This is a genomic window from Spirosoma migulaei, assembly GCF_054776855.1.
In genome coordinates, this window is record NZ_BAAHBG010000006.1 from 1 (window position 1) to 24403 (window position 24403).

The 24403-nt window shown below is 48.2% G+C and carries 18 protein-coding genes; 5 read left to right on the plus strand and 13 right to left on the minus strand.

Annotated features, from left to right (window positions below; genetic code table 11):
• Positions 1 to 1061, minus strand: a 1061-nt coding sequence (locus ACYVGO_RS08165) for a histidine kinase dimerization/phospho-acceptor domain-containing protein (protein WP_460968853.1), incomplete at its 3' end; no start/stop codon positions are given.
• Between the two features lie 8 nt (positions 1062 to 1069).
• On the minus strand, positions 1070 to 4261 hold the full coding sequence (locus ACYVGO_RS08170) for a cyclic nucleotide-binding domain-containing protein (protein WP_460968854.1): 3192 nt from the start codon (positions 4259 to 4261) through the stop codon (positions 1070 to 1072).
• A 111-nt stretch (positions 4262 to 4372) separates the two neighbouring features.
• Between ACYVGO_RS08170 and ACYVGO_RS08175 the strand changes: the two genes are divergently transcribed.
• The 3 genes from ACYVGO_RS08175 (at position 4373) to odhB (ending at position 9565) form a co-directional block, all read left to right on the plus strand.
• On the plus strand, positions 4373 to 4648 hold the full coding sequence (locus tag ACYVGO_RS08175) for a hypothetical protein (protein WP_460968855.1): 276 nt from the start codon (positions 4373 to 4375) through the stop codon (positions 4646 to 4648).
• A gap of 427 nt (positions 4649 to 5075) precedes the next feature.
• Positions 5076 to 7853 (plus strand): 2-oxoglutarate dehydrogenase E1 component, encoded by a 2778-nt coding sequence (locus ACYVGO_RS08180; RefSeq protein WP_142776218.1) that lies wholly within the window; start codon positions 5076 to 5078, stop codon positions 7851 to 7853.
• Positions 7854 to 7942: 89 nt separating this feature from the next.
• Complete coding sequence (gene odhB, locus ACYVGO_RS08185; protein WP_460968856.1) at positions 7943 to 9565, plus strand: 2-oxoglutarate dehydrogenase complex dihydrolipoyllysine-residue succinyltransferase; 1623 nt, start codon at positions 7943 to 7945, stop codon at positions 9563 to 9565.
• An 89-nt stretch (positions 9566 to 9654) separates the two neighbouring features.
• On the opposite strand, the gene ACYVGO_RS08190 is transcribed toward odhB, so the two are convergent.
• The 9 genes from ACYVGO_RS08190 to eno all read right to left on the minus strand — a co-directional run bounded on the left by ACYVGO_RS08190 (position 9655) and on the right by eno (position 20130).
• Entirely contained in the window at positions 9655 to 10914 is a 1260-nt protein-coding gene (locus ACYVGO_RS08190) for an MFS transporter (protein WP_460968857.1), read from the minus strand.
• A 78-nt stretch (positions 10915 to 10992) separates the two neighbouring features.
• On the minus strand, positions 10993 to 12297 hold the full coding sequence (locus ACYVGO_RS08195; protein WP_142776221.1) for a Gfo/Idh/MocA family oxidoreductase: 1305 nt from the start codon (positions 12295 to 12297) through the stop codon (positions 10993 to 10995).
• An 81-nt stretch (positions 12298 to 12378) separates the two neighbouring features.
• Positions 12379 to 13179: a 3-ketoacyl-ACP reductase gene (locus ACYVGO_RS08200; RefSeq protein ID WP_246859355.1), complete on the minus strand. Its 801-nt coding sequence runs from the start codon at positions 13177 to 13179 to the stop codon at positions 12379 to 12381.
• Positions 13176 to 14621, minus strand: coding sequence for an oxidoreductase (locus ACYVGO_RS08205; protein WP_460968858.1), 1446 nt, complete (start codon positions 14619 to 14621; stop codon positions 13176 to 13178). Before ACYVGO_RS08205 ends, ACYVGO_RS08200 begins: the two co-directional genes overlap by 4 nt.
• An 11-nt stretch (positions 14622 to 14632) precedes the next feature.
• Positions 14633 to 16030 (minus strand): glycosyl hydrolase, encoded by a 1398-nt coding sequence (locus ACYVGO_RS08210; protein ID WP_460968859.1) that lies wholly within the window; start codon positions 16028 to 16030, stop codon positions 14633 to 14635.
• A gap of 200 nt (positions 16031 to 16230) precedes the next feature.
• Entirely contained in the window at positions 16231 to 17808 is a 1578-nt protein-coding gene (gpmI, locus tag ACYVGO_RS08215; RefSeq protein ID WP_460968860.1) for a 2,3-bisphosphoglycerate-independent phosphoglycerate mutase, read from the minus strand.
• Between the two features lie 62 nt (positions 17809 to 17870).
• Complete coding sequence (locus ACYVGO_RS08220) at positions 17871 to 18389, minus strand: low molecular weight protein-tyrosine-phosphatase (protein WP_460968861.1); 519 nt, start codon at positions 18387 to 18389, stop codon at positions 17871 to 17873.
• Positions 18390 to 18462: 73 nt separating this feature from the next.
• The gene (locus ACYVGO_RS08225) at positions 18463 to 18774 is read right to left on the minus strand and encodes an FtsB family cell division protein (RefSeq protein ID WP_460968862.1); all 312 of its coding nucleotides are present in this window, start codon (positions 18772 to 18774) and stop codon (positions 18463 to 18465) included.
• 75 nt (positions 18775 to 18849) lie between these two features.
• Complete coding sequence (gene eno, locus ACYVGO_RS08230) at positions 18850 to 20130, minus strand: phosphopyruvate hydratase (RefSeq protein ID WP_142776227.1); 1281 nt, start codon at positions 20128 to 20130, stop codon at positions 18850 to 18852.
• 253 nt (positions 20131 to 20383) lie between these two features.
• Here eno and ACYVGO_RS08235 point away from each other — a divergent pair, with 253 nt between their 5' ends.
• Both ACYVGO_RS08235 and recA read left to right on the plus strand, forming a co-directional pair.
• Complete coding sequence (locus ACYVGO_RS08235) at positions 20384 to 20875, plus strand: hypothetical protein (protein ID WP_142776228.1); 492 nt, start codon at positions 20384 to 20386, stop codon at positions 20873 to 20875.
• 177 nt (positions 20876 to 21052) lie between these two features.
• The gene (recA, locus tag ACYVGO_RS08240; RefSeq protein ID WP_142776229.1) at positions 21053 to 22147 is read left to right on the plus strand and encodes a recombinase RecA; all 1095 of its coding nucleotides are present in this window, start codon (positions 21053 to 21055) and stop codon (positions 22145 to 22147) included.
• 88 nt (positions 22148 to 22235) lie between these two features.
• Here recA and ACYVGO_RS08245 read toward each other — a convergent pair whose 3' ends face one another.
• Both ACYVGO_RS08245 and ACYVGO_RS08250 read right to left on the minus strand, forming a co-directional pair.
• A complete protein-coding gene (locus tag ACYVGO_RS08245) occupies positions 22236 to 22877 on the minus strand; it encodes a transposase (RefSeq protein WP_460968863.1) in 642 nt (213 codons plus the stop codon).
• 157 nt (positions 22878 to 23034) lie between these two features.
• Positions 23035 to 24321, minus strand: a complete 1287-nt coding sequence (locus tag ACYVGO_RS08250; RefSeq protein ID WP_142776231.1) for a citrate synthase — start codon at positions 24319 to 24321, stop codon at positions 23035 to 23037.
• Positions 24322 to 24403 lie beyond the last annotated feature (82 nt).

Here is a 24403-nt window from a genome sequence, read left to right on the forward strand (position 1 = left end):
TTGGTGAACAGATTCAGCAATACCCGGCCAATATCCTGGGGAATCATACTGATCTGACCCAAGGATGCATCAAAGTCCGTCTTCAATACGGCGTTGAAGGTCTTGTCTTTAGCCCGCAAGCCGTGGTAAGCCAGCCGTAGGTATTCATCAGCCAGCGCATTCAGATCGGTCAGTTCCCGCTGACCGTTACTGGCGCGCGAGTGTTGTAGCATACCTTTCACAATAGATGATGCCCGACCGCCGTGATGGTTAATTTTCTGTAAGTTCTGCTTCAGGTCAGTCAATAATTCCGCTTCCAGTTCGTGATCTCGGTCGGCTTTGGCCTGTTCTTCGGTCAGTTCGTCAATGAGTTCAATACTCACTTCGGAGAAATTGTTAACGAAGTTGAGTGGGTTTTGGATTTCGTGAGCGATACCAGCCGTGAGTTCACCTAACGAAGCCATTTTCTCGCTTTGAACTAACTGACTCTGAGTGGCTTTTAGCTCGGTAACTGTTTGCTCCAGTTCTTCTTTCTGACGCGTGATCTCGGCAGTTCGCTCGGCAACCAGGAATTCGAGTTCATTCTTTTTTGCTTCGATGATCCGCCGTTTTTCGAGCTCCTTCTCATGTTCCAGCTGCGCTTTGGCCAGCGACTTTTTCTGATTATTGGCAATGACGACAAACGTAATCAACCAGATGATTGCGAACGTAGAGGTTGCGTCAATGTAGTCATCATTGGCCTTATAGAATTTTGGAGCTAAATGCTCCAATAAGTCTTTAACGACGAGGATAAAGGCATAAGGTGCTAACGCCAGTAGTAACGTTCGGGCGGGCCGGAATTCATATAGTTGCGAAATAGTATAGACAATGGCAAAAATTATGATCAGCTCAAACCAGATTAACCAGGGATCTGGAAATATTCCCCCAAGTCCCATCAGAATTAAACCCGCAAGCCATACCTGCTTTAGATACCTATCCCAGTGGGGTAGCCGTTTTTCCGTCTCCAGGAATCTCCGGAAGTAGCGCATGAGGCCAGCAGCAATACCAATAGCTATGTACGATTCTCCATCCGACCAGTTCATACCTGCTTTTATTTAGTGTTGGCCGATTGACGAGCGATCAGCTCATTCTGCCGACGAATCCGACCCGATAAACTTCGTACAATGCTGCGAAGCACTTCACCCCGTTCTTCCATCAGGTCAAAGAAATCGTCCTGATCAATCCGCAATAATCGAATATCAGTAATGGCTTCGGCCGTTGCCGAACGGGCTTCCGTATCCAGTAAGGCTAGTTCGCCAAAAAAATCACCCCGCCCAAAACGAGCCAGTTCTGTGTCTCCATCCAGAATTACTACCTCGCCCGAGTAAATCACGTACATACCCGAGCCAAGATCCCCCTTATGAAAAATGGGTTCACCGGCAGTATGCTGCTCTTCTTTCATAATTGGCGTAATACTGGCCAATACATTTTCGGGCGTTTGCGAAAACAGGCTGGTTTGCGATAGCAGCAATACCCGATCATAGGCTGCAATCTGGTCGGTCGAATGGCTTGAGTCACTCATAAGCAAAGGAGATAGGGCGGAAAAACGAGACGCTAACGATTGAAGTGCAATTGATGCTTCAGCAGGAGCTAAACTTCGTACAACAACACTAACTGTCCAGGCCGAAAAAACAGGCTCTCCCATTCGTAAAATAAACGCCCGAATAGGCTCAGAATCAGTAAACGTGCCAAGTTCTGTAGCAAGGATACGAACTTTTTCGGACCTAGGCAGATCATCAACTAATACTTGCAACGTTTGGTAAGTAGCTCTTGGGATCAGATTATCGAGCATTTCAAGCGCATTGGCCCGACGTTCACGAGCGGGGTGGCTTATTCCCATACGTGCCCCTGCAATCGTATCTGAATCATATAGTTGCGTTAAAATATCAAACAGCCGCTGCAGTAATACCGCTAACTCATAATCAAGGGTTTCTGTAAGATCAACTTCGGTCAGGCTCGCCTGCATGAGTCGTTGGGCCAGCAGTACTTCTTCCTGCATAAGCGCACGAAATATCGAGTCATCCGCCGGTTCGTTAGGAAAACGACGCAACGCACGTAAGGCTGCACTCCGCACCATCAGATCTGGTAATTGAGCCAATTCATTCAGAAGCTGTCGGCTGTCGGGCGAATAAATAGCACCACAAATGGCGGCTATCCGCTCCAGAACCAGCCGATCTGTAGCTGAACGTCGAATCTGCCGTACTAACGGAATTAGTTCAGGTCCACGTGCTTTCAACGACTGAACCACTGCCCGGCCGATAGTTTCATCAGTCAGGTTACTCAGCAAATACTGGGTCAACCCCTCATTGGAAAGACGGCCAGCCGCTGCGATAGCTGCCTTCTTAACATCAATTGTCGAGCTAGTAAGTCGCTCGTTTACGATGGACGCAAAATCATTCAGATGTAGTGTTGCAATCAGATGTAACGCTATTTGCTGGTGGGCAGGGTCTTTGTCATTGGCTAGTTGCTTCAGGCTCGCCTGAGCAGCAGCATCATGTGGATTCAACTCCAGAACACCTCTAATAGCACCCTGCCGGATACTCAGATCTGTATGATTAATAAGTGGGGCCAGTTCTGAGGGTTCAACAGTAATCCGACGGCCTAACAAATAAGCTGCCTGTTGACGCAAAGCCGGTTCTGAATCAGCCAGAGCAATATGCATTAACTGTTGAATTGGCACTGGCCGATTGATGTGCGAGATAGTTGCCAGCGTTCGTCTACGAACATTAGCGTTGGTATGGGTTAGTAGAGAAGGCACTCTTGGGGTCAACTCCGCCGGATTATGAGCATCAAGCCAGCCAATAGCCATAAGTACCTCTTCCGCATTAGCACTCTGCAATTGACGAATAAGACTCGCCTGGGCAACGGTTGGCATAGCGAGCTGGTCACTTTCCAGAAACCGGCGACCAATGGCGTCATTAAGTTCATGTAAATACCGCTTGTAGGTATGACGTAACAACCAGATAGCGCCAATCAACAAACCAAGCCAAACCAGTGCTCCGCCAGATTCCAGTGTTGTATGGAAAACAAAAATCAGCAGACCCGCCAATCCCAGGCCAATCGGCTCATACAACCCCTTCGCCAGCGTATGGCCTTTCAGCCGCTGTGGGGGCAATAAAGGTTGAAATAACACAAGAAATACAGGATCGAATAACGCCCGACGAACTACTTCAAAAACCAGATAGAGGCCACAGAAATAGATCAGTAACGCGGTTTCACTGGTAGCAACATAGTGCAGAACGATGAGTCCGGCCAAGCCTATCAGCGCTACCCAGGGAAGAACCAGCAAGGAGCGTTGTACGCCAAATTTATCGAGTACTTGCCTGGACAAGAGCAGTTTAGCCAGCATAGCCACCCCATACGTCAGAGCCAGTACGTAACTCACATACCGAATAACATCGGTTTGATCATGAAATCGGTGTTTTACGTTGATAAAGAAGTTGTATTCAATCTCGGTCGCTACGGCTGCCAGCACGGCCAGGCTCAAGCACATATAAAAAATCAACTCACTGCCACCAAATCGCTTGCCAATCAATCGCGAAGGTTCCCGGCCAACTGCCCGGTCTGAACGTTGAGGAGCATGTACATCGTGCGACTGAATCGTTAGTTGTACCACATACAGTGCGGCCAGAAATGCCCCGAATGCCACCAGCAATAACCGTAGAACGTCCGCATGCGCATGAACTAGAGCGGCCAGAATAGCGCCAAGTGCTTTGGCGGGCATATCTCCTGAGCTGATTACGCCAAACAGTCGCTTACTCTGCCGCGTATCGAATACAACCGCCGATACGCCCCAAAACTCAAGATTAGTAAGCAGGTAGATGATTCGGTAGCCCGTCATGATAGCTACCGCGGCTGCTACAGAATGGCCCACAATAACCAACACCCCTACTACCACCGTCATCACAACAGCCGATAGTAGCACCCGAACAGCCAAACTACGCAGTGCCAGATGATGCTCGAAATAAGCATATATCCGGCCAACCCCAATCATAGCTAAAGCGGCAACCACATAGGCAACAGGCAGACTGGTTTCAGGATGATTTTCAAGTAGAATGGCATTGGCCGCCACATAAATCAGAATGGTACCAATGCCTAACAGAAAATTGTGGATAAAAAATAACCCCACCGTTCTACCTTCCTCCGGCCGAATGCCTAGTGCACGTTGCCATCGGTGAGTTGAGGACGAGGGGGACTGATGCGTAGCGTCGGGACCAACGGTCATAAGTAGGTTTCGGGACACGATTTATCGTCAAATATACACAGCCATCCATCAGAAGCCGACAGTATATGGTGTAATATCCCATTACACTGAACTATCGGGAATCTCTCCAAACGTTGTGGTGCGTATAAAATGGCATCAAATGACAAAATCGCCATAAGGTCGATCTTTGCTAATAGCCCAAAAAATTATTCTTTAGAGATAGCCGATCTGCTCATTGGTATTGGCGTAAGAATCCTCCCCGAATTTATTACTCAGGTTGTACTTGGCTTACCGTTTAACTACCTGTCCAATCCCGATCAGAAATTAGTATCAAAAGAAAACCACCATACGCTGACCATTAATAGTGCAGCTGTTTTCACAAACTACATATCCATTAAAAAGCAATTAGACGCTATTCCTCAGTAAACTGGACAGGCTATAACGGTCGACTTGCACCAGGCGCATTATGTTGACCATACAGTAATGGAAAATTTACGCAACTAGGAGCATAATTTTTAACTCGCAGGAGGTGAGTTACCCATAATCAATCTCGCTATGAGTACAACCCTACATCCGTCAACCCGCTGGCGGCTTACCGACAGAAGATAGCCATTTAATTGGTTCGCTGTTTATTAGCATTAACTCTATAAATCTGTTGCGCTGGCAAACGAAAAAATGCATTCTGGCTACTATTTTGCAGCAGTACTAGTTGTAATAAAAATTAAAAATTAGTTGTTGTATAGATAAAGAAGAGGCTATCAGCGATCAGTAGGATAAAAACAATAAATTTTGGGCCAACTCTGTAACTGATACGCTACCTTTGTAAGTCAAAAACAACGACGAGTTCCCCGTCATGGATCAGTACTCCTATATCGCCAATTCCGACGCGGCTTACGTAGATCAACTCTACCAGGCTTATAAGCAAGACCCGCAATCTGTTGATGAAAGCTGGCAACAATTTTTTAAAGGATTTGAGTTTTCGCTGACATATGGCGAAAAAACCAATGGCAAAGCTTCCACTGCTACGCCAAATGGAGCCTCAGCCAATGGAAACGGGCAGGCTACAGGCAGCAAACCGGTAGACGCTACTCATGCCGAAAAAGAAGTTTCGGTTGCCAGTTTGATTAAAGCCTACCGCTCACGTGGCCACCTATTGGCTAAAACGAATCCGCTTAAAGCCCGCAAAGATCGGCAACCCCGCGTTGACCTGCCCGACTACGCGCTTTCGGATGCTGATTTAGATACCGTGTTTGAATCAGGTAAATTACTCGGTATCGGACCTGCTACGCTACGAGTCATTATGGATTCATTGCGAAAAATTTATGCAGGTGAGATTGGTTTCGAGTATATGTACATCCGCGAGCTGGATGTAAAGAACTGGCTACGGAACAAAATCGAAAAAGAAGCGCTCGTTTTTGAACCATCGCTCGACGAGAAAAAGCGTATTCTCGAAAAACTGAACGAAGCTACCGTTTTTGAGAACTTTCTCGCCACCAAGTACCTGGGCCAGAAGCGTTTTTCGCTCGAAGGAGGTGAAGTAACTATTCCCGCTCTGGATACGATCATTAGTCAGGCCGCCGACATGGGGGTTGAAGAAGTAATGATTGGGATGGCACACCGGGGCCGTTTGAATGTATTAGCAAACATCCTTGGCAAATCATACGAGTCGATCTTCGATGGCTTTGAAGGCAATGTACCTGAGCAGGTTCATGGCGACGGCGACGTTAAATATCACCTTGGCTATTCGAGTTTAACCGAAACCAAATCGGGCAAACAGATTAGTGTAAAGCTGGCTCCCAACCCATCGCACTTAGAAGCGGTGAACCCGGTAGTTGAAGGCTTTGTTCGAGCGCAGGCTGATGAAGAATATAAAGGTGATTTCACGAAAATAATGCCGATCCTGATTCACGGCGATGCCGCTGTGGCGGGTCAGGGTATTGTATATGAAGTAACCCAGATGGCCAAGCTGGCGGGTTATCAAACCGGCGGTACTGTCCATTTCGTGATTAATAACCAGATCGGCTTTACCACCGATTTCGAAGATGCCCGCTCATCAATTTACTGCTCTGATGTAGCCAAGATCGTTGATGCCCCCATTTTCCACGTGAATGGCGATGATCCTGAAGCAGTTATTTTCTGCGCTAAACTAGCCGTTGAATTCCGCGAGAAATTTAATCGGGATGTATTCATCGACATGGTTTGCTACCGACGCTATGGCCACAACGAAGCCGATGAGCCGAAGTTTACACAGCCAACGATGTACAACATCATCGAAAAGCATCAGAATCCGCGCGAAATCTACAAAGAACTCCTTATCAAACGGGGCGATGTAGACGCCGAACTGGCGCAACGCATGGATACCGAATTCAAGAAGCAGCTACAGGATCGACTCGACCGCGTAAAGCAGAAAGCCGAAATCCCCTACAAGCCGCTTCGCTTAGATCTCGACTGGGCTGAACTTCGCTTTAGTGAACCTAAGGACTTTGAGAAATCGCCGGAAACGGGGGTTTCAGCGGAGGTGCTGCAAACCATTGGTAAAGCGCTGGTTAAAACACCGGAAGGTTTCAAGCCACTGAAGCAAATTGACAAGTTGCTGAAAGACCGGCAAACCATGATCACCGATACCAAACTGGTGAACTGGGGTACGGCTGAGTTATTGGCATATGGATCATTGCTGCTCGATGGCAAACCGGTTCGGTTGAGTGGTCAGGATGTTCAACGTGGCACATTCTCACACCGGCATGCGGTACTTCATGATTCAGAAACGAACGAGTCCTACTCGTCACTCGATTTTATCCAGGATGGGCAGCAAAATTTTCAGGTCTATAACTCGTTGCTTTCGGAATATGGCGTACTCGGTTTTGAGTATGGCTATGCTATGGCTAACCCACATGCGCTGGTTATCTGGGAAGCACAGTTTGGCGACTTTTCCAACGGTGCCCAATTGATTATTGACCAGTTTATTGCCGCTGGTGAATCGAAATGGGGTATCCAGAATGGCGTAACGCTGTTGCTTCCTCATGGCTACGAAGGCCAGGGACCAGAGCACTCCAATGCACGCCCTGAACGGTATTTGCAGTTATATGCCGATTATAATATGGTGGTAGCTAACGTGAGTACACCTGCCAATTTATTCCACATTATGCGTCGTCAGTTGGCATGGGGCTTCCGAAAGCCGCTGGTTGTTATGTCGCCAAAGTCATTGCTACGCCATCCAAAATGTGTTTCTCCACTGGAAGACCTTACCCAAGGCTCGTTTCAGGAAATCATTGACGACAGCTATGCACAGGCGAAAAAAGTGAAACGGGTATTGCTATGTACCGGTAAGGTGTATTATGATTTGCTTGAAAAACAGCAGACAGACAAGCGTGATGATGTGGCAATTGTTCGCCTGGAGCAACTAGCCCCTCTCTCTAAAACGCAACTGGATGCGGTATTAGCCAAGTACAAAAAAGCGGAGCTATTCTGGGTTCAGGAAGAGCCTGAAAATATGGGCTACTGGACCTATCTGTTACGAATTGGCTTAAATTGGCCCATCATCTCCCGTAAAGCGGCTGCGTCACCTGCAACTGGTTACCCCAAAATACATACTCAGGAACAAGCCGACATCGTTCGGAGAGCGTTTGAATAACAAGACGTTTGAGGTTTGACGTTCGTAGTTGTTTTTAGAAGCATCAGCAAACAGCAAACCTCAAACTACGAACTACAAACTACAGAAGAATGGCCGTTGACATGAAAATTCCTCCCGTGGGGGAATCCATTACCGAAGTAACCGTTGGCACCTGGTACAAGAAAGAAGGTGATCACGTAAAAATGGATGATGTTCTTTGTGGACTCGATTCCGACAAGGCTACGTTTGAATTAACGGCCGAAGCGGATGGTGTTCTGCATATTCTGGCACAGGAGGGTGATGTACTCCCTATTGGTGCCAGCATCTGTACAATTGATGATGGAGGTAGCGCCCCTGCGCCAGCTCCAGCGGCCGAACCAGCAAAAGCCGAAACACCTAAACCTGCCGAACAGGCAGCTCCAGCAGCCGTAGCTGAACCCGTAGCAGCCCCGGCAAACAGTGCTTCCAGCGTTGTCGAAATGAAAGTTCCGGCTGTTGGTGAGTCGGTTACGGAAGTTACGATTGCTTCGTGGAGCAAAAAAGATGGTGATCAGGTCGCACTCGACGAAGTGTTGTGCGAACTCGAATCCGATAAAGCAACCTTTGAGCTTCCCGCCGAAGCCGCCGGAATACTCCGCATTGTGGCTCAGGCTGGCGAAACGCTACCCATTGGTGCTCTAATTGCCAAAATAGAAGTAGGAGCAGGAACACCCGCTCCCTCAGCTCCAGCAACTACACCTGCTCCTCAACCAGCGGCAACTGTAGCCACGCCAGAAGCGTCGAACGGACAGAACGGCTACGCGGCTCATTACCCATCGCCAGCCGCAGCTAAAATCCTGGACGAAAAAGGCGTCAACGCTCAACAAGTTCAAGGTAGCGGTGTAGGCGGACGCGTGACGAAGGAGGATGCCATGAAAGCATCGCCTGCTCCAGCGCAACCAGCGACCCCACCGCAGGCTACTCCAACCCCCCAACCAGCTGCGCCTAAACCCGCAGCACCAGCGCCAGCGCCGACACCTGTTGTTGCCGGAAGTCGTAACCAGCGCCGGGAGAAAATGACGTCACTACGTCGGACAATTGCCCGCCGGTTAGTTGCCGTTAAAAATGAAACGGCCATGCTGACTACCTTCAATGAGGTAGACATGAAGCCGGTTATGGACCTGCGGAACAAATACAAAGATAAATTCAAGGAGAAAAACGGCGTTGGTCTTGGCTTCATGTCCTTCTTCACGAAAGCCGTTTGTGTTGCGCTAAAAGATTTCCCGGCGGTAAACGCTCAGATCGACGGTGACCAGATGATTTTCAACGATTTCTGCGACATTTCGATTGCCGTTTCAACGGATCGGGGCTTAGTAGTTCCCGTTATTCGGAATGCCGAGCAGTTAAGTTTTGCCGGTATTGAAAAGGAAATCGTTCGGTTGGCTGGTCTGGCCCGCGACAACAAACTGACCATCGACCAAATGACTGGTGGCACGTTCACGATCACCAATGGTGGTACATTCGGGTCGATGCTGTCGACACCAATCATCAACGCGCCACAGTCGGCTATCTTAGGGATGCACAACATCGTTGAGCGGGCTGTCGTCGTTAATGGCGAGATTGTGGTTCGGCCAATTATGTATGTGGCTTTGTCGTACGATCACCGCATCATTGATGGTAAGGAATCGGTTAGCTTCCTGGTTCGGGTGAAGCAGATTCTGGAAGATCCTGCCCGACTGCTGTTTGATATGTAAACTAAATAGAACGCAGATGCCACGGATGTGGCTGATTTACGCTGACAAAAAAATCTGTGTAAATCAGCCACATCCGCGGCATCTGCGTTCTATTCCTCTTCAACGTAATCCAAATCCTTCTTAAACGTCTCATCCAGAAAGTTTAAGGCAATCAGCGCCACAATCAATGTTATAACGCCTACCGTTAATGCGCTGTAGATCGTTCCCAGCGAAGGTTTCAGAAGCGTAAAAAGTGCACTCAATGGAATGGTAGCTCCCCGTACAAAGTTTGGGATTGTGGTTGCCACGGTAGCCCGAAGATTGGTCCCGAATAACTCAGCCGCAATTGTTACGAACAACGTCCAGTACCCATTAGCGAATCCAAGGCAAACACAGACGACATAAAAGAGCGTAATGTCGTGCACGGGAACTAGTAAATACACGAACATAAACACCAGCGAGAGCAGCATAAACAGCCGGATAACCTGCTTCCGGCTTTTAAGGTACTGGCTCATAAATCCGCTTACGATATCGCCCAACACCTGCCCGGAGAAGGTTAACATGACTGCTTTGCCTGCCACAACGGGCGCGCTCAGGCCAAGTGCTTTCCCAAATTCAGGGGAGAAGGTAATCAGAATGCCAACAACAAACCAGATGGGTAACCCAACCAGAATACACTGAACGTACTTGGTTAGTCGGCCCTTATCGGATACGAGCATTTGTATACTACCCCGAGTAATTACCCGCTGTTTGGTTTTCACAAACATACCCGACTCCAAAACATTTACCCGCAATACAAGCAGTAGTAGCCCTAGACCACCTCCAATAAAATAGGAGATCCGCCAATCGAATAGATCGGCCATAAAGTAAGCCAGAATCGCACCTAGTACGCCCATGGTAGCCACGAGTGTAGTACCATACCCACGAATCTGCTTGGGAAGAATTTCGGTTACCAGGGTAATACCAGCTCCTAATTCGCCCGCTAATCCTACTCCAGCAATAAAGCGTAGGAGCGCGTACTGATCCAGTGACGTGACAAAGCCATTGGCAATGTTGGCCAGTGAATACAGCAGAATAGAGCCAAAGAGCACAGAAAGGCGGCCTTTTTTATCGCCTAAGATTCCCCAGAAAATACCCCCAATCAGCATACCAGCCATCTGCACATTGAGCAGGAAAAGACCTTCGCTTAGTAACCGATCTCCCTCTACCGCTAATGCTTTAAGACTGGGTACGCGTACCACGCTGAACAAAAACAGGTCGTACATATCTACCAGATACCCGAGGGCGGCTACCAGCACCGGTATTTGCAACAGTTGGGAGATTGTTGAGCGATTGGCCGGGCTTGTTTCAGGCGTAAGGATTGGCTTCATTGATTAAGTTAAGATTGAGGGCAGGTCAAACCTATAAGGTCTTGGAGACCTCATAGGTTTTTATCAAGACAGTTGTACTTACACCTTCTCCGGTACGACAAACGGAGCGCGGTATTTGCGGGTAAGCATCTGGTTGGCCTCTTTATCGCCGGTGAACACTTCGTTTTTAGGGTCGAAATGGAGGGTACGGCCCAAGCGGTACGAGATATTACCAAGATGCGCAATACCCGATGCCAGGTGGGCGGTTTCAACCGGCCCGTTCTGCTTCGAGGTATCCCGTGCCCGAACAGCTTCAATAAAGTTGGCGTAATGATCTCCTCCTTCTTTACGGGCCGGGCCAGGTGTCCGTTCTTTACCTAAAAAGGTTTTATAATCATCATACCCATTGATCACCATATACCCTTTGTCGCCGTAGAACAGGTTACCAATTTCAACACCATCTTCTTTGTTGGTCATCCAGGGACGAACTTCAAACTGAATCACTTTCCCCTGCGATGGGTATTTGTAAATTGAGGTGAGCGTTTCCGGCGTTTCCTTACAGTCGTTCCAAAGAAACTTGCCACCCGCTGAGGTGATTTCTTCAGGCAAGCCTACATCCAAACCCCACATGCAAAGATCGGTTTCGTGGATACCCTGGTTACCAATGTCGCCATTACCATAATCCCAGAACCAGTGCCAATTGTAGTGAACGTAGTTTTTACTGAACTCTTTTGTTTGCGCGGGTCCCTGCCACATATTCCAGTTCAATTCGGACGGTACGGGCGATGGCCCTTTGTTACCGATGTCGGGTCTCCACTTATACACGAGGCCCCGTGCCATGTAAACCTTGCCAATCAGACCGTCGCGCAGGTGTTTAATGGCTTCCTGAATGGCCACCGAACTCCGCAATTGAACACCATGCTGCACAATACGTTTGTATTGATGGGCTGCCTCGACCAGCTTCCGTCCTTCATGTAAATTATGCGCACCCGGTTTCTCCACGTACACATCTTTACCCGCCTGACACGCCCAGATAGCCGCCAGCGCATGCCAGTGATTTGGCGTGGCAATGCTCACGGCATCAATATTCTTATCATCATAGACTTTCCGAAGATCATCCACCATTTGGACTTTCCGATTGTATTTCTTTTCGAACTCCGAAGCTCTTTCCTGTAGCACATTGCTGTCTACATCACAAAGCGTGACCACTTCGACATCTTTCTGTTTTGACAATCCTTGAATATGGTCTTTACCCCGGCCATTTACGCCAATAACGGCCATTCGAACACGGTCGTTAGCCCCGAACGCATGCGCCGGAATGTAGGTTGGCAGCCCGATAGCTGCCAGTGAACCGACCGCGCCTGCTTTGAGGACATCACGCCGGGAAACTTGTTTAGGGTCCATGAGTTTGAATTGGTTTAGAAAAAGTTGGAGGTTTGAGGTTCGTAGTTGGACGTTTCTTATTAACTACAAACATCAAACGAATTAAAGCCTTGGCAAGGTTAGCCCACCATCTACCATGATGATCTGGCCTGTTGAGTATGGGAAATCTCCTTTAGCGAGCGCGGCAACCGCTTTGCCTACATCATCGGGGAAACCCCATCGTTTTTGAACACAAAGTCCGCTGTCAATCAGCGCGTCGTATTTGGCAGTTACACCCGCCGTCATATCCGTTTTAATAACACCCGGTCGAACTTCGTAAACCGGAATATTGTACTCGCCGAGCCGAACGGCAAACAGTTGCGTTGCCATACTTAATCCAGCCTTCGCCACGCAATACTCGCCCCGATTAACCGATGCGACGGTAGCCGAAATCGACGATACGTTAATGATACAGCCCCAAAAATCAGCCTGCTCTTTCTGTTGAGCAATCATCCAGTTAGCGGTTGCCTGCGTCAGAAAATAAGCCCCTTGTAAGTTAGTCGACAATACATACTGAAAACTCTCTTCAGTAGCCTCCAGAATATCCCGGCGTTCTTTTGGGGCTACACCCGCGTTGTTTACTAATACGTTTAATCGGCCAAAATGGGCTACAATACGTTGCATCATGCTGGCCCGATCCTGCACCGATGCAATATCTCCGGGACAATAAATCACGTCACTTCCCCGATTTCTCAATGCATCCAATGCCTCACGAACGGCTTCTTCTGGTCGTACTCCGTTAATGGCCAGATCGAATCCAGCATGGGCCAGGTGTTCGGCAATACCGTAGCCAATGCCACGACTACCTCCTGTTACAAAGGCTACTGGCCTGGTACGCCGGATCGAGTGTTCCTCTTTTTTCACAAGCTTTCTTTTATCGCTTTAAGCTCTTCAGCTTCAGAGCTTTTCTTATAGAGTGGATCCAATGGATAGCACCCCGAAATCAGCCCATTCCGTGGCGCTGTCGTACAGTCCGAAAACGTGCGGCAGATGTGGTTTCGGACGAGCGGACGACCTTCAAGCATATCGGCGGGCATAGTTGGATACGACAGTACCATACGGCCAAAGCCTATGCTATCGGCCATGCCATTGCGCAATACATACTGCGCCACATTCGGAAGCCATTCCTGCAGATAGGAATAGCCCGAGCCAATTATGACCAACTCCGGGAATGCCTGTTTCAGCTCGTTTGTGACGTCGATTTGTCGTTTTACCCCCAATAGTGGGTCTTCCGGGGGCAAATAACCATCCGAGGGCGGAAACAGGGCCGGTCGCATTAAGTGTGGGTTGTAATAGGGGCTTCCACCCGTAATGCATACCAACTGTATCCCAAGTGATTCGGCCAGCGTCAACAACGCTTTTGTCTCGGTTAGGTCAAGCTCTAGTCCATTCGATTTTCCACCAAACGCAAATGGGTATTCTTCGGCAGACTCCGGAATACCAGCCCCAGCCGGTCCTTTTTTGAAAGGCAGTAGATCAAAAGCACTCAGACGAATCCCGATTCCCAGTCCCGGCGCGGCTTCGCGAATGCCCGCAACAATGTTCCGAAGGTAGCGTGTCCGATTTTCGAAAGAACCCCCGTAACGCCCTTCCCGACTTACCGCACTCAGGAACTCATGTCCCAGATAGCCGTGACAATGTTTTACATCCACAAAATCAAAACCCGCTTTCTGAGCCAGTACAGCGGCATCTATATACTGCTGGATGATTTGGTCGATCTCCTCATCCGTGAGCAGTGGATAATCAGCCGGCATACCGAATTTGCTATTCAGAAACGGATGGCTATATAGAATCTTCGATTCAAAGGCCTTGTGGCTCCTGGGCTTACAAAAACGTCCTGAATGGGTTAGCTGAAGGCCAATCACTAAATCATCAGTTTTTCTGAATGATTCGGTATGGGCATCGAGTACTAACTGCCGCAATTCAACAAAGTCAAGAAACGTTTCGTCGTTCATGACTAATTGGTTCGGGTTGGCTTTGCCCGAATGGCAAACCGCTACAGCCTCACAGCCAAACAATAATTTGGCTCCACTGATGGCAAATTTCTTCCAGCGGTTACGCGTAAAATCGGTTGGTCGGCCATCAAGGGTGCCGTCCCAGCCTTCCATAGGTAAAATGCAAAGGCTATTACCAATCGTTTGGCCGGACTTTAGTGGAATAGGCCGATTGAACGGGCTCTCCGCAGCAGGCAACAAATCGTCGTCGAACGGTAGCCCGATGTCATTTTTTGTCAGATAATTTCCCAGATCAGCAGCCGTTTTCAGCTGGGCCATGCGGGGAAACTGGGGTTTGTATTTTTCACTCATCTGGATAAGTGCTATCGGAGGGCCGTATCACCGGCAATCTGGTTGAAAAAAGTATAATACGGCTCGTTACGAATGATCCGTTGTAAATAGAGGGCTACTTCGCGAGCGTGGTAATCGCCCCACATACTCGACTCTCCATTCGCAATTTTACTTCCCGCTGGTACATAATCCCAACCGTTGGGCTGATGATAAATTGAATGCAGGATCAGGCCCTGATGGGCTGGATTCGTGCTGAGGTAGGGTTCATCAAAAAGTGTATTGAGAACCGTCAAACCAGCCTGGTAGTAGCGTTTTCCAGGATCAGCATTGCCTTTTTCGGTCAGATATTTCCCCAACCGTAGCAGTCCCTGCGCACCAATAGCTGCGGCCGAGCTATCTACCGGTTCGAAATTATTGTAGGGATCGGCGGGCCGATGCAGATAGTCACCTAAGCGATGCAGGTTGGGTGCTCCTGTGTCCCAATAAGGAATGCCGTCAGTGGGTGTGTATTCGATATAAAAGTCGCAGGTGGCCGTAGCCGCTTTCAACATGAAGTCTTCGATAGAATCGCGACCACCGAAAGGCTCCAACTCGGCATCATCCCGAGTGGCAAGCCACTCTAGCTCCTCAGCAAAGCCGCACATAGCCCAGGCTAATCCGCGCGTCCAGGTAGTAAAGCCCGAATAGCCCTGTTGTGAATTTGGGCATCGAAAATTACCATCCTTTATATTGAAAACACTTTCATGAGCCGTACGTCCCCATAGATCATACGAATCTCGTCCTGAACCGTAGAATACCGAATAATCGGCGGTAGCCTTCATGTGGTGTAAGGCTCGTTCCAGTAAATTAATCTTCACATCACCCTCACCCTGAAACACATGTCCCAACGAATGGCTCAGCACCAACGCCCGGCACGACCGAATTGTATCGACAAAAAGCGAATGGGAACCGTTGAATGAACTAATGAACCCCCCTGTTTTAACCGTTGTCCAGCGACTGGCCTGCACGGCACCGGAGATTTTTAGCGCCAGTTCATAAAAGTTAGCTTCCCATTCATTCGTTGGAATACGGCCTTCCCGCATCAGCCGAAGCAGGTTCCCGTAGGTACTGACGTTGTTGAAACCGTGATCATGCACCCCAATGTGGCTAATGTGAGGAGCCATGACAGTCAGCGTTTTCTGACGACCTATTTCCAGAAAGTCAGTATTATTGGTCGCATCGAACTGTAAAATAGCGGCTCCAAACTGAAATCCCTGCGTCCATTCTGTCCAGCCCCGGGTCGTGTATTTTCCCTGTACCGTGAAAACTGGCGAACCTTTCGTTACGTCGTAGTCTTTGTCAATCAGGTGAATTTTCTGGCCAGAGAGTTCCCAGAAGCGGTTAAGTTTTGCCGATAGATCGGTGGGTTGTAAGGAATGGTCAATCTGCATACTAGGTAAAGGTCCGCGAGGGTTATCGTTTCTCTTTCCTAAAGAGCAAATAGGGTATTGTACTACTATAACTGCTTTGTAAAAGCTTTTTAGCCAGGACCAATCTGGAGCGGTTCGGCGTTCCGATTGGCCCTGACTACATAAAAAAGCCGCGTCCGGTAAAATCGGGCACGGCTTTTTTATGTAGTTCAAGAAACGACTTACTCCTTTATCAAACTCACTCCACCCATTTCGGCTGGTTGTGGTATGCCCATCAATTGCAGAATCGTAGGGGCAATATCGGCAAGTTTACCATCGTTCAAGGCTGGATGGTAATCCTTATCGACCAAAATACACGGTACTAAGTTCGTTGTGTGAGCCGTATTCGGTGTACCATCCTCATTGGTCATGTATTCGGCGTTGCCATGATCGGCAATGATAATGGTTGTATACCCATGCGCCAGAGCGGTTTCGGTAACGGCCTGAGCACAGGCATCGGCGGTTTCGGCAGCTTTCACAACAGCCGAAAAAACGCCGGTATGGCCTACCATATCGGTATTGGCAAAGTTCAGGCAAACGAAGTCGACTTCTTCTTTCTCCAGTTCAGGAATAATTGCGTTGCGGATATCATAAGCGGCCATTTCGGGAATCTGATCGTAGGTTTTCACAGGTATGGTAACCTCAACACCTCGATCGTCACGGATCACCATTTCTTTCGGTGAGGGGCAGAGAAGCCGCTTTTCACCCAGGAACGGCTCTTCGCGTCCGCCCGAAAAGAAGAAGGTTACGTGTGGATATTTCTCGGTTTCGGCAATCCGGATCTGCTTCCTGCCTGCTCCAGCAATAACCTCACCCAGCGTGTTTTGTAGATTGTCTTTGTCGAAAATGACTTTTACCCCCACAAACTCATCGTCGTATTTGGTCATGGTGATGTAATCCAGATTGAGCTTTTTCATACCCTGTTCTGGAAAATCTTTCTGCGTCAATGCCTGCGTAATTTCACGGCCCCGGTCGGTACGGAAATTAAAGCAAAGCACCACGTCGCCATCTTCAATAACCGCAACGGGCGAACCATCGGCCTTGGAAACGATAAGCGGCTTAATAAACTCATCCGTTACACCCGCATCATACGACGCCTGCAATGACTTGGTAATATCAGCAGCGGCCACTTTTTCGCCTTCACCGCGTACCATCGCATCGTAGGCAACCTTAACGCGTTCCCAGCGATTATCGCGGTCCATTGCATAATAACGACCGATGACGCTGGCGATCTGGCCCGTTGTAGCAGTCATATGCGCCTGCAAGTCAGTTAGATACCCAACGCCCCCCTTGGGATCTGTATCGCGGCCATCCGTGAAAGCGTGGACAAATACGTCCGTTAAACCGTACGTTTGTGCGATAGATAGTAATCCTTTTACGTGTTCAATATGCGCATGAACGCCCCCATCGGAAACTAAGCCGATAAAATGGACTTTCTTACCGTTGGCTTTCGCATACGTCAGGGCATCGACCAATACAGGCTCTTTATCAAGGGTATGCTCTTCAACCGCTTTATTGACTTTTACCAAATCTTGATAGACAACCCGACCGGCACCGAGGTTCATATGCCCTACTTCGGAGTTACCCATCTGACCCGCAGGTAAACCAACCGCTAATCCCGAAGCCTCCAGCTTACTGTTTGGATATTTGGGATACAACGAATTCATAAACGGTGTGTGCGCCGATTCAATAGCCGACACTTCGGGTTTGAGCGGAATGCCCCAACCGTCGAGAATGATGAGAATGACTTTTTTGTTCATAGGTTCAATGAGTGAATGAGTGAAAGAGCGAAAGGGTGAAAGAGCGAAACCATACGGTAACTTCACTCTTTCACTCCTTCGCTCTTTCGCTCATTAAGATTATGCTGTTGAATTAAGTACGTGAGTAGCTGTCGGCAGCAGCGTAGGGCAATTTGATACACCTCTTCAAAAACCTCTGGGCCTTCATAGTACGGGTCTGGCACATTAGGCTGATCGTTTACATCAGGATCAAACTCACGAAGTAAGAATATGGTGTCGTTGGAGTACAAGCCCGTGCTACGGTAGTTCAGCTTCTCGATGGCTTCGAGGTTAGTTTCATCCATCGCCACAAAGTAATCGAACTGGGCCAGATCGTCGCCAGTTAACCGGCGGGCGCGGTGTGTTAGCGTGAGTCCATGCTCAAGCGCGTTTTCCCGGGTTCTCCTGTCAGAAAGCTGACCAATATGAAAGGATGCTGTCCCGGCCGAATCGGCCTGTATCTGTTTATCGAGCCCTGCGTCGGCGACTAGCTGCCTAAACACACCCTCTGCTACCGGCGACCGGCAGATGTTACCGTAACAGACGAAGAGGACGTTTATCATAATGTACAATGAATAATGTACAATGGATAATGTGGATTCGATTCATCCTTAATTATCCATTGTACATTATTCATTATTTTTCTAACGGTTCATTATGCTCATCGACAATGACGAACACATCTTCACCCGGCTTTTTCATTAGGTATTCTTCACGGGCAAACCTCTCGCGAAGCCGGTCACTACCGAATACTTCCCGGCGCTCTACCTGCAACGCTTTAATTTTATCCTGGTAATAGCTGGTTTCCTCATTCAACTTGTGCAGCTTCCACCAGTTTCGGATTTGTGTTGGCAAGTCGTTCGCATCAAAAAACGTCATCCACAATAAAAGCCCTATGCCAGAAGCGACATAGAAATTACCGAGTTTGCGAAGGATTTTTTGTAGCATGAGAAAAGCGCGGGGCACAGTGCACGGAGCGGGGAATCTAATAGCTCTTCCCTGCTCCGTGCACCGTGCTCCCTGCTAGAATTTAAGTCCTGGGAAATACGCTGTTTCGCCTAATTCCTCTTCGATACGAAGCAGTTGGTTGTATTTCGCCATCCGGTCTGAGCGCGAAGCTGAACCGGTTTTAATTTGACCTGTATTCAACGCCACTGCTAAATCAGCAATGGTAGCATCTTCGGTTTCGCCCGAGCGGTGCGACATAATATTCTTGTACGAATTGCGCTTCGCCAGGTTTACGGTATCAATCGTTTCGGTCAACGAACCGATCTGGTTTACTTTCACCAGAATTGCATTGGCAATGCCTTTATCGATACCTTCCTGCAGGCGGGTTACGTTCGTTACAAACAGGTCATCACCAACCAGTTGAACCTTCGTGCCTTTCAGCTCGTCGGTGTGTAGTTTCCAGCCAGCCCAATCGTCTTCGGCCATACCATCTTCAATGGACAGGATGGGGTATTTAGAAGCCCAATCTTTCCAGAAGCCAGCCATTTCCGCCGAAGTCAGTTTGTCGCCAGTTGATTTTTTGAAATGATAAACACCTGCTTCGGCATCATAGAACTCCGAAGAAGCAGCATCCATAGCAATCCAGACATCTTCACCTGGGCGGTAGCCAGCTTTCTCGATAGCCTGCATAATGGTTTGAATCGCTTCCTCGTTCGACTTGATGTTCGGGGCAAAACCACCTTCATCACCAACGTTGGTAGCCAGACCCATTTTCTTCAATACGCCTTTGAGGGTATGGAAAATTTCGGTTCCCATCCGCAGCGCTTCCGAAAAGCTTGGTGCGTTGGCGGGCATAACCATGAACTCCTGGAAGTCAATGGAGTTATCGGCATGCGAACCACCGTTCAGGATGTTCATCATGGGCACAGGTAAGGTATTGGCATTAACGCCACCGATGTAACGGTAAAGTGGCAAACCTGCTTCCTGTGCAGCCGCTTTCGATGCAGCCAGTGATACGCCCAGAATAGCGTTTGCGCCTAAACGGCCTTTGTTTGGCGTGCCATCCAGTTCAAGCATAATTTTATCAATCATGCTCTGCTCAAAAACGGAGATACCGACCAATTCCGGAAAAATAAGTTCATTGACGTTAGATACGGCTTTCAGAACGCCTTTGCCAACGTAAACCTTTTTGTCATCATCGCGAAGTTCAACGGCTTCGTGGGTGCCTGTCGATGCCCCCGATGGAACGGCAGCACGGCCCAGAAAACCATTTTCGGTGCGGACGTCCACTTCAACAGTCGGGTTACCGCGTGAATCCAGAATCTGTCGGGCATGAATGCTTTGAATGGTACTCATTGCAGAGAATTAAGAAGGGGTTAATAACGAACACGTCTTGGCGTATCGGTATATGGAATTTGACTCCCAAGCCATTAGCCGATTAGCTTACTAGCTGCAAAGTAACGAAATACAGGGCAAAACTTCAGAAAAGGAATGGGATTGGTTCGTTACTTCATGAATAATTAATGGTCTATAGGGTCCCGAAACAGAAGTTATCAGAAAATGTTGTCTATTTGTGTGCTCATAATTCACCACTAAACCAGCCATACCTATGCGAGGGCTCTTATATTTTCTGTTATTTTTATTAGTTGTTTTTGGCGTACTCTACGCGCTTACCGGCTGGAGCTATAGCGATGGCGAGCGTGCCGGAACGGTTTCTAAATTCAGTCGGCGGGGTTTTATCTTCAAAACCTACGAAGGTGTTCTGAATGTTGGAGGCTTTTCGGGTGAAACAGGGTCGCTAACGCCCCAATATTTCGATTTTTCGGTAAAGGATGATGCAGTAGCTGCCCAGGTTACAGAGGCCGTTAAAACCGGCCAACGGGTGACATTGCATTACGAAGAAAAGATCCTGAAGTTTCCCTGGAACGGCGAAACCAAGTATTATATCACGGCTGTAGAAATCGTTGGCCCAGCCGCTCGCCCCTATGGCGATGGGTCTGCTTATCCAGGTTATCAGCCTGGGCAAGCCCAACCCGCTCAGCCCCAGGCACAACAGCCTAGCCCGGCTCAACAACCCGCTACAGCCGACTCAACTCTATAGTTGAACCAATCCCTTAAAAGCCCATCCATCTGCCTGAAAATAAGGCAATTGGCGGGCTTTTTCAGCGTTAAATTTTCTACCTAAATCCGCAGCTAAAAAGCCCCAACTATTTTCAAAAACCGTTTGGTAATCCGGCGATTTTTGGGTAATTTTATCTGTTTAAACAACCATCCTAACATGGCAAAATCAGATACGGCGCAAGCCACAGCATCTGCTAATGACAGTAAATTAAAAGCACTTCAAACCACAATCGAGAAACTTGATAAAGCGTTTGGCAAAGGCACGGTTATGCGCCTGAGCGATACGAAAGTTATCGATGTTCCGGTTATTTCAACTGGCTCGCTGGGGTTGGATTTAGCCCTTGGTATTGGCGGCATGCCACGTGGTCGTGTCGTTGAAATCTACGGGCCAGAATCGTCAGGTAAAACCACCTTAACGATGCACTGCATCGCCGAAGCTCAGAAAGCAGGTGGTCTGGCGGCCTTTATCGACGCTGAACACGCGTTTGACCGCGTTTACGCTGAAAAGCTGGGCATCGATACAAAAAATCTTCTTATTTCACAGCCAGACAATGGCGAACAGGCGCTTGAAATCGCTGAGCATCTCATCAGTTCGGGTGCTATTGACATTATCGTTATTGACTCGGTTGCCGCACTGGTGCCAAAAGCTGAGATCGAAGGCGAAATGGGCGAAAGCAAAATGGGCTTACAAGCTCGTCTGATGTCGCAGGCCTTACGGAAACTCACCGGTACCATTAACAAAACGGGTTGCTGCTGTATTTTCATCAACCAGCTTCGTGAAAAGATCGGTGTGATGTTTGGTAACCCCGAAACCACAACGGGCGGTAATGCGCTGAAATTCTACGCATCGGTTCGTCTTGACATCCGCCGGATTGGTCAGATCAAAGAAGGTGCCGATAACATTGTGGGTAACCGCACAAAAGTGAAAGTCGTTAAGAACAAACTGGCAGCCCCTTTCAAAGTTGTTGAGTTCGACATTATGTACGGTCAAGGCATTTCGAAAGTTGGGGAAATCCTGGACTTATCCGTTGAAATGGAGATTGTTAAGAAATCAGGTTCCTGGTTCTCGTATGGCACCAGCCGTTTGGCACAGGGTCGCGATGCGGTGAAAGAACTATTACTGGACAATCCAGAACTGATGGCCGAAATTGAAGGCAAGATCCGGGCTAAAATCGCAGAAGACGATGACGTTTTACTTGATCCCGTTCTGGCAGCTACCGCGGCCGACGATGAAGGTGAAATCGATGATTAATTTCTTTGTAGTACCGACCGTCCCGGTCGGGTGTGGAAATCGACAGTGATTTGTCTGTTCTCACACCTGACCGGGACGGTCGGTTTTACTAGAATTCGTCGTAGATCGGCTTCACATAATTCCATTTCCAAGTCTTCCAATCTTCACATAAACCAGCTTTTACTGGATTCATTAGTACATACCTCACAATACGGCGAAGCTCATCGGTATCTCGAACCAAACGGTCATACGTTTCTTCTTCCCAAAATTCACCATTTAAATTGAGCAATACATTTGCCTTGTGTGCTGTATAGCTTTTGATCGAATGCATTAATCGCTTTAGTGAATTCACTTTTCCTGCTTCAATCTCCTCTCCCGTTAACGTAAAAACGGCATGCACATGATTAGACATAATCGTGTAGGCAATTAAGTTAATACGTTGACCATCCCAGAAATGCAAGGACTCAGCGACTAACTGAGCCACTTCTTGATTCGACAAATAGGCTGGACAATAAGCACATAAATCCAGTAAACCATCAAAACGGCCAAAGTAACGACGGCTTAATTCATCGGAAACTTTGATTGAATAACTGTCTGACTTGGTTAAACGGAGCTTCTCCGCCGTATACTCTTCACGAAGTTGTTGCTTAACAGTAGCGGGTAAAGAGCTATGGAGCCGATAGGTAACGAAGAACGTACTTGATAGTGGCTGAATATGAGGGAGTTTACGGCGATATATCTCTGGTTCCATATCTGTAGTGCCGACCGAGACGGTCGGGTGTAACATAGGACAGTGAGACATAGTTATAGTCACCTGCTCGTAAAACGACCGTCCCGATCGAGTGTGAGAATAGACGGATGAATTGCCTAGCTTCACACCCGACCGGGACGGTCGGTACTACAAAAATTTATCGTTTTTCAAGCGGTACGAACTCCCGGAGGGTTTCGCCAGTGTAAATTTGGCGGGGACGACCGATTGGTTCTTTTGTTTCACGCATTTCTTTCCATTGTGCAATCCAGCCCGGCAAACGACCGATAGCGAACATTACCGTAAACATGTTGGTTGGGATGCCCAATGCGCGATAAATAATACCTGAATAGAAATCGACGTTCGGGTATAGTTTGCGCGATACAAAATAATCGTCATGAAGCGCTGCTTCTTCCAGGCCTTTAGCGATTTCAAGTACTGGATCATTAACACCCAGCTTACTCAACACATCGTCGGCAGCCTTTTTGATAATCCGAGCTCGGGGATCAAAGTTCTTATACACACGGTGACCAAAGCCAAATAACCGGAAGCCAGTTGTTTTAGCATTCTTGGCCATTTCTACGTATTTCGACACATCACCCCCGTCGGCTTTGATGTCTTCGAGCATCTCAATGACTTCCTGGTTAGCGCCACCGTGGAGCGGTCCCCACAACGCACTGATGCCTGCTGAAATAGACGAGTAAATGTTGGCCTGCGACGAACCAACCAGTCGTACGGTTGAGGTCGAGCAGTTTTGCTCGTGGTCAGCATGCAGAATAAGCAGAACGTTCAGGGCCTCGGCTACTACCGGATCAACTTTATATTCTTCGACTGGCAACGAGAACATCATGTTCAGGAAGTTCGGGATGTAGTCAAGATTATTTTTAGGGTAGTTCATTGGATGACCCAATGCCCGCTTGTACGACCAGGTAGCAATAGTGGGTAGCTTAGCCAGCAGACGGATAATGTGTAAGTCCGTTTTATCTTCCTCTTTCCCAGACTCTAAATCTGGGTAAAACGCACTCATTGCGCTCACCAACGACGACAAAACGCCCATCGGGTGTGCTTTGACTGGAAAACCATCGAAGATTTTCCGCATATCTTCGTTAACCAGGGTATGCCGACGAATAGCCGTTTCAAACTGCGTAAACTGTTCCTGGGTTGGCAATTCACCATATATAAGCAGGTAAGCTACTTCCAGAAAGGAAGCCTTTGCAGCCAGGTCTTCAATGGAATAACCCCGATATTGCAAAATACCCTCTTCACCATCTAAAAACGTAATGGCACTTTTTGTAGCACCAGTGTTTTTATAACCCCGGTCTAACGTAACGTAGCCGGTCTGATCACGTAGATTTGAGATGTCGAAGGCTTTTTCATGCTCGGTCCCCTCTAGTGTTGGGAATGAATAGGATTTACCATCGACAGTTAATTCAGCGGTGTTTGCCATACAAAAACGGGGTAGAGTTAATCAGAAGTAACGAATTAGCGGCTTGTTGAGTACCAGGATGAAGTGGCATTAAGTGCGTTGT

What these genes read in the sequence shown, in the direction of transcription:
- ACYVGO_RS08175 (WP_460968855.1), top strand. Translation starts at nt 4,373, where the DNA reads ATGGCATCAAATGACAAAATCGCCATAAGGTCGATCTTTGCTAATAGC.
- ACYVGO_RS08180 (WP_142776218.1), top strand. Translation starts at nt 5,076, where the DNA reads ATGGATCAGTACTCCTATATCGCCAATTCCGACGCGGCTTACGTAGAT.
- odhB (WP_460968856.1), top strand. Translation starts at nt 7,943, where the DNA reads ATGGCCGTTGACATGAAAATTCCTCCCGTGGGGGAATCCATTACCGAA.
- ACYVGO_RS08190 (WP_460968857.1), bottom strand. Translation starts at nt 10,914, where the DNA reads ATGAAGCCAATCCTTACGCCTGAAACAAGCCCGGCCAATCGCTCAACA.
- ACYVGO_RS08195 (WP_142776221.1), bottom strand. Translation starts at nt 12,297, where the DNA reads ATGGACCCTAAACAAGTTTCCCGGCGTGATGTCCTCAAAGCAGGCGCG.
- ACYVGO_RS08205 (WP_460968858.1), bottom strand. Translation starts at nt 14,621, where the DNA reads ATGAGTGAAAAATACAAACCCCAGTTTCCCCGCATGGCCCAGCTGAAA.
- ACYVGO_RS08210 (WP_460968859.1), bottom strand. Translation starts at nt 16,030, where the DNA reads ATGCAGATTGACCATTCCTTACAACCCACCGATCTATCGGCAAAACTT.
- gpmI (WP_460968860.1), bottom strand. Translation starts at nt 17,808, where the DNA reads ATGAACAAAAAAGTCATTCTCATCATTCTCGACGGTTGGGGCATTCCG.
- ACYVGO_RS08220 (WP_460968861.1), bottom strand. Translation starts at nt 18,389, where the DNA reads ATGATAAACGTCCTCTTCGTCTGTTACGGTAACATCTGCCGGTCGCCG.
- ACYVGO_RS08225 (WP_460968862.1), bottom strand. Translation starts at nt 18,774, where the DNA reads ATGCTACAAAAAATCCTTCGCAAACTCGGTAATTTCTATGTCGCTTCT.
- eno (WP_142776227.1), bottom strand. Translation starts at nt 20,130, where the DNA reads ATGAGTACCATTCAAAGCATTCATGCCCGACAGATTCTGGATTCACGC.
- ACYVGO_RS08235 (WP_142776228.1), top strand. Translation starts at nt 20,384, where the DNA reads ATGCGAGGGCTCTTATATTTTCTGTTATTTTTATTAGTTGTTTTTGGC.
- recA (WP_142776229.1), top strand. Translation starts at nt 21,053, where the DNA reads ATGGCAAAATCAGATACGGCGCAAGCCACAGCATCTGCTAATGACAGT.
- ACYVGO_RS08245 (WP_460968863.1), bottom strand. Translation starts at nt 22,877, where the DNA reads ATGGAACCAGAGATATATCGCCGTAAACTCCCTCATATTCAGCCACTA.
- ACYVGO_RS08250 (WP_142776231.1), bottom strand. Translation starts at nt 24,321, where the DNA reads ATGGCAAACACCGCTGAATTAACTGTCGATGGTAAATCCTATTCATTC.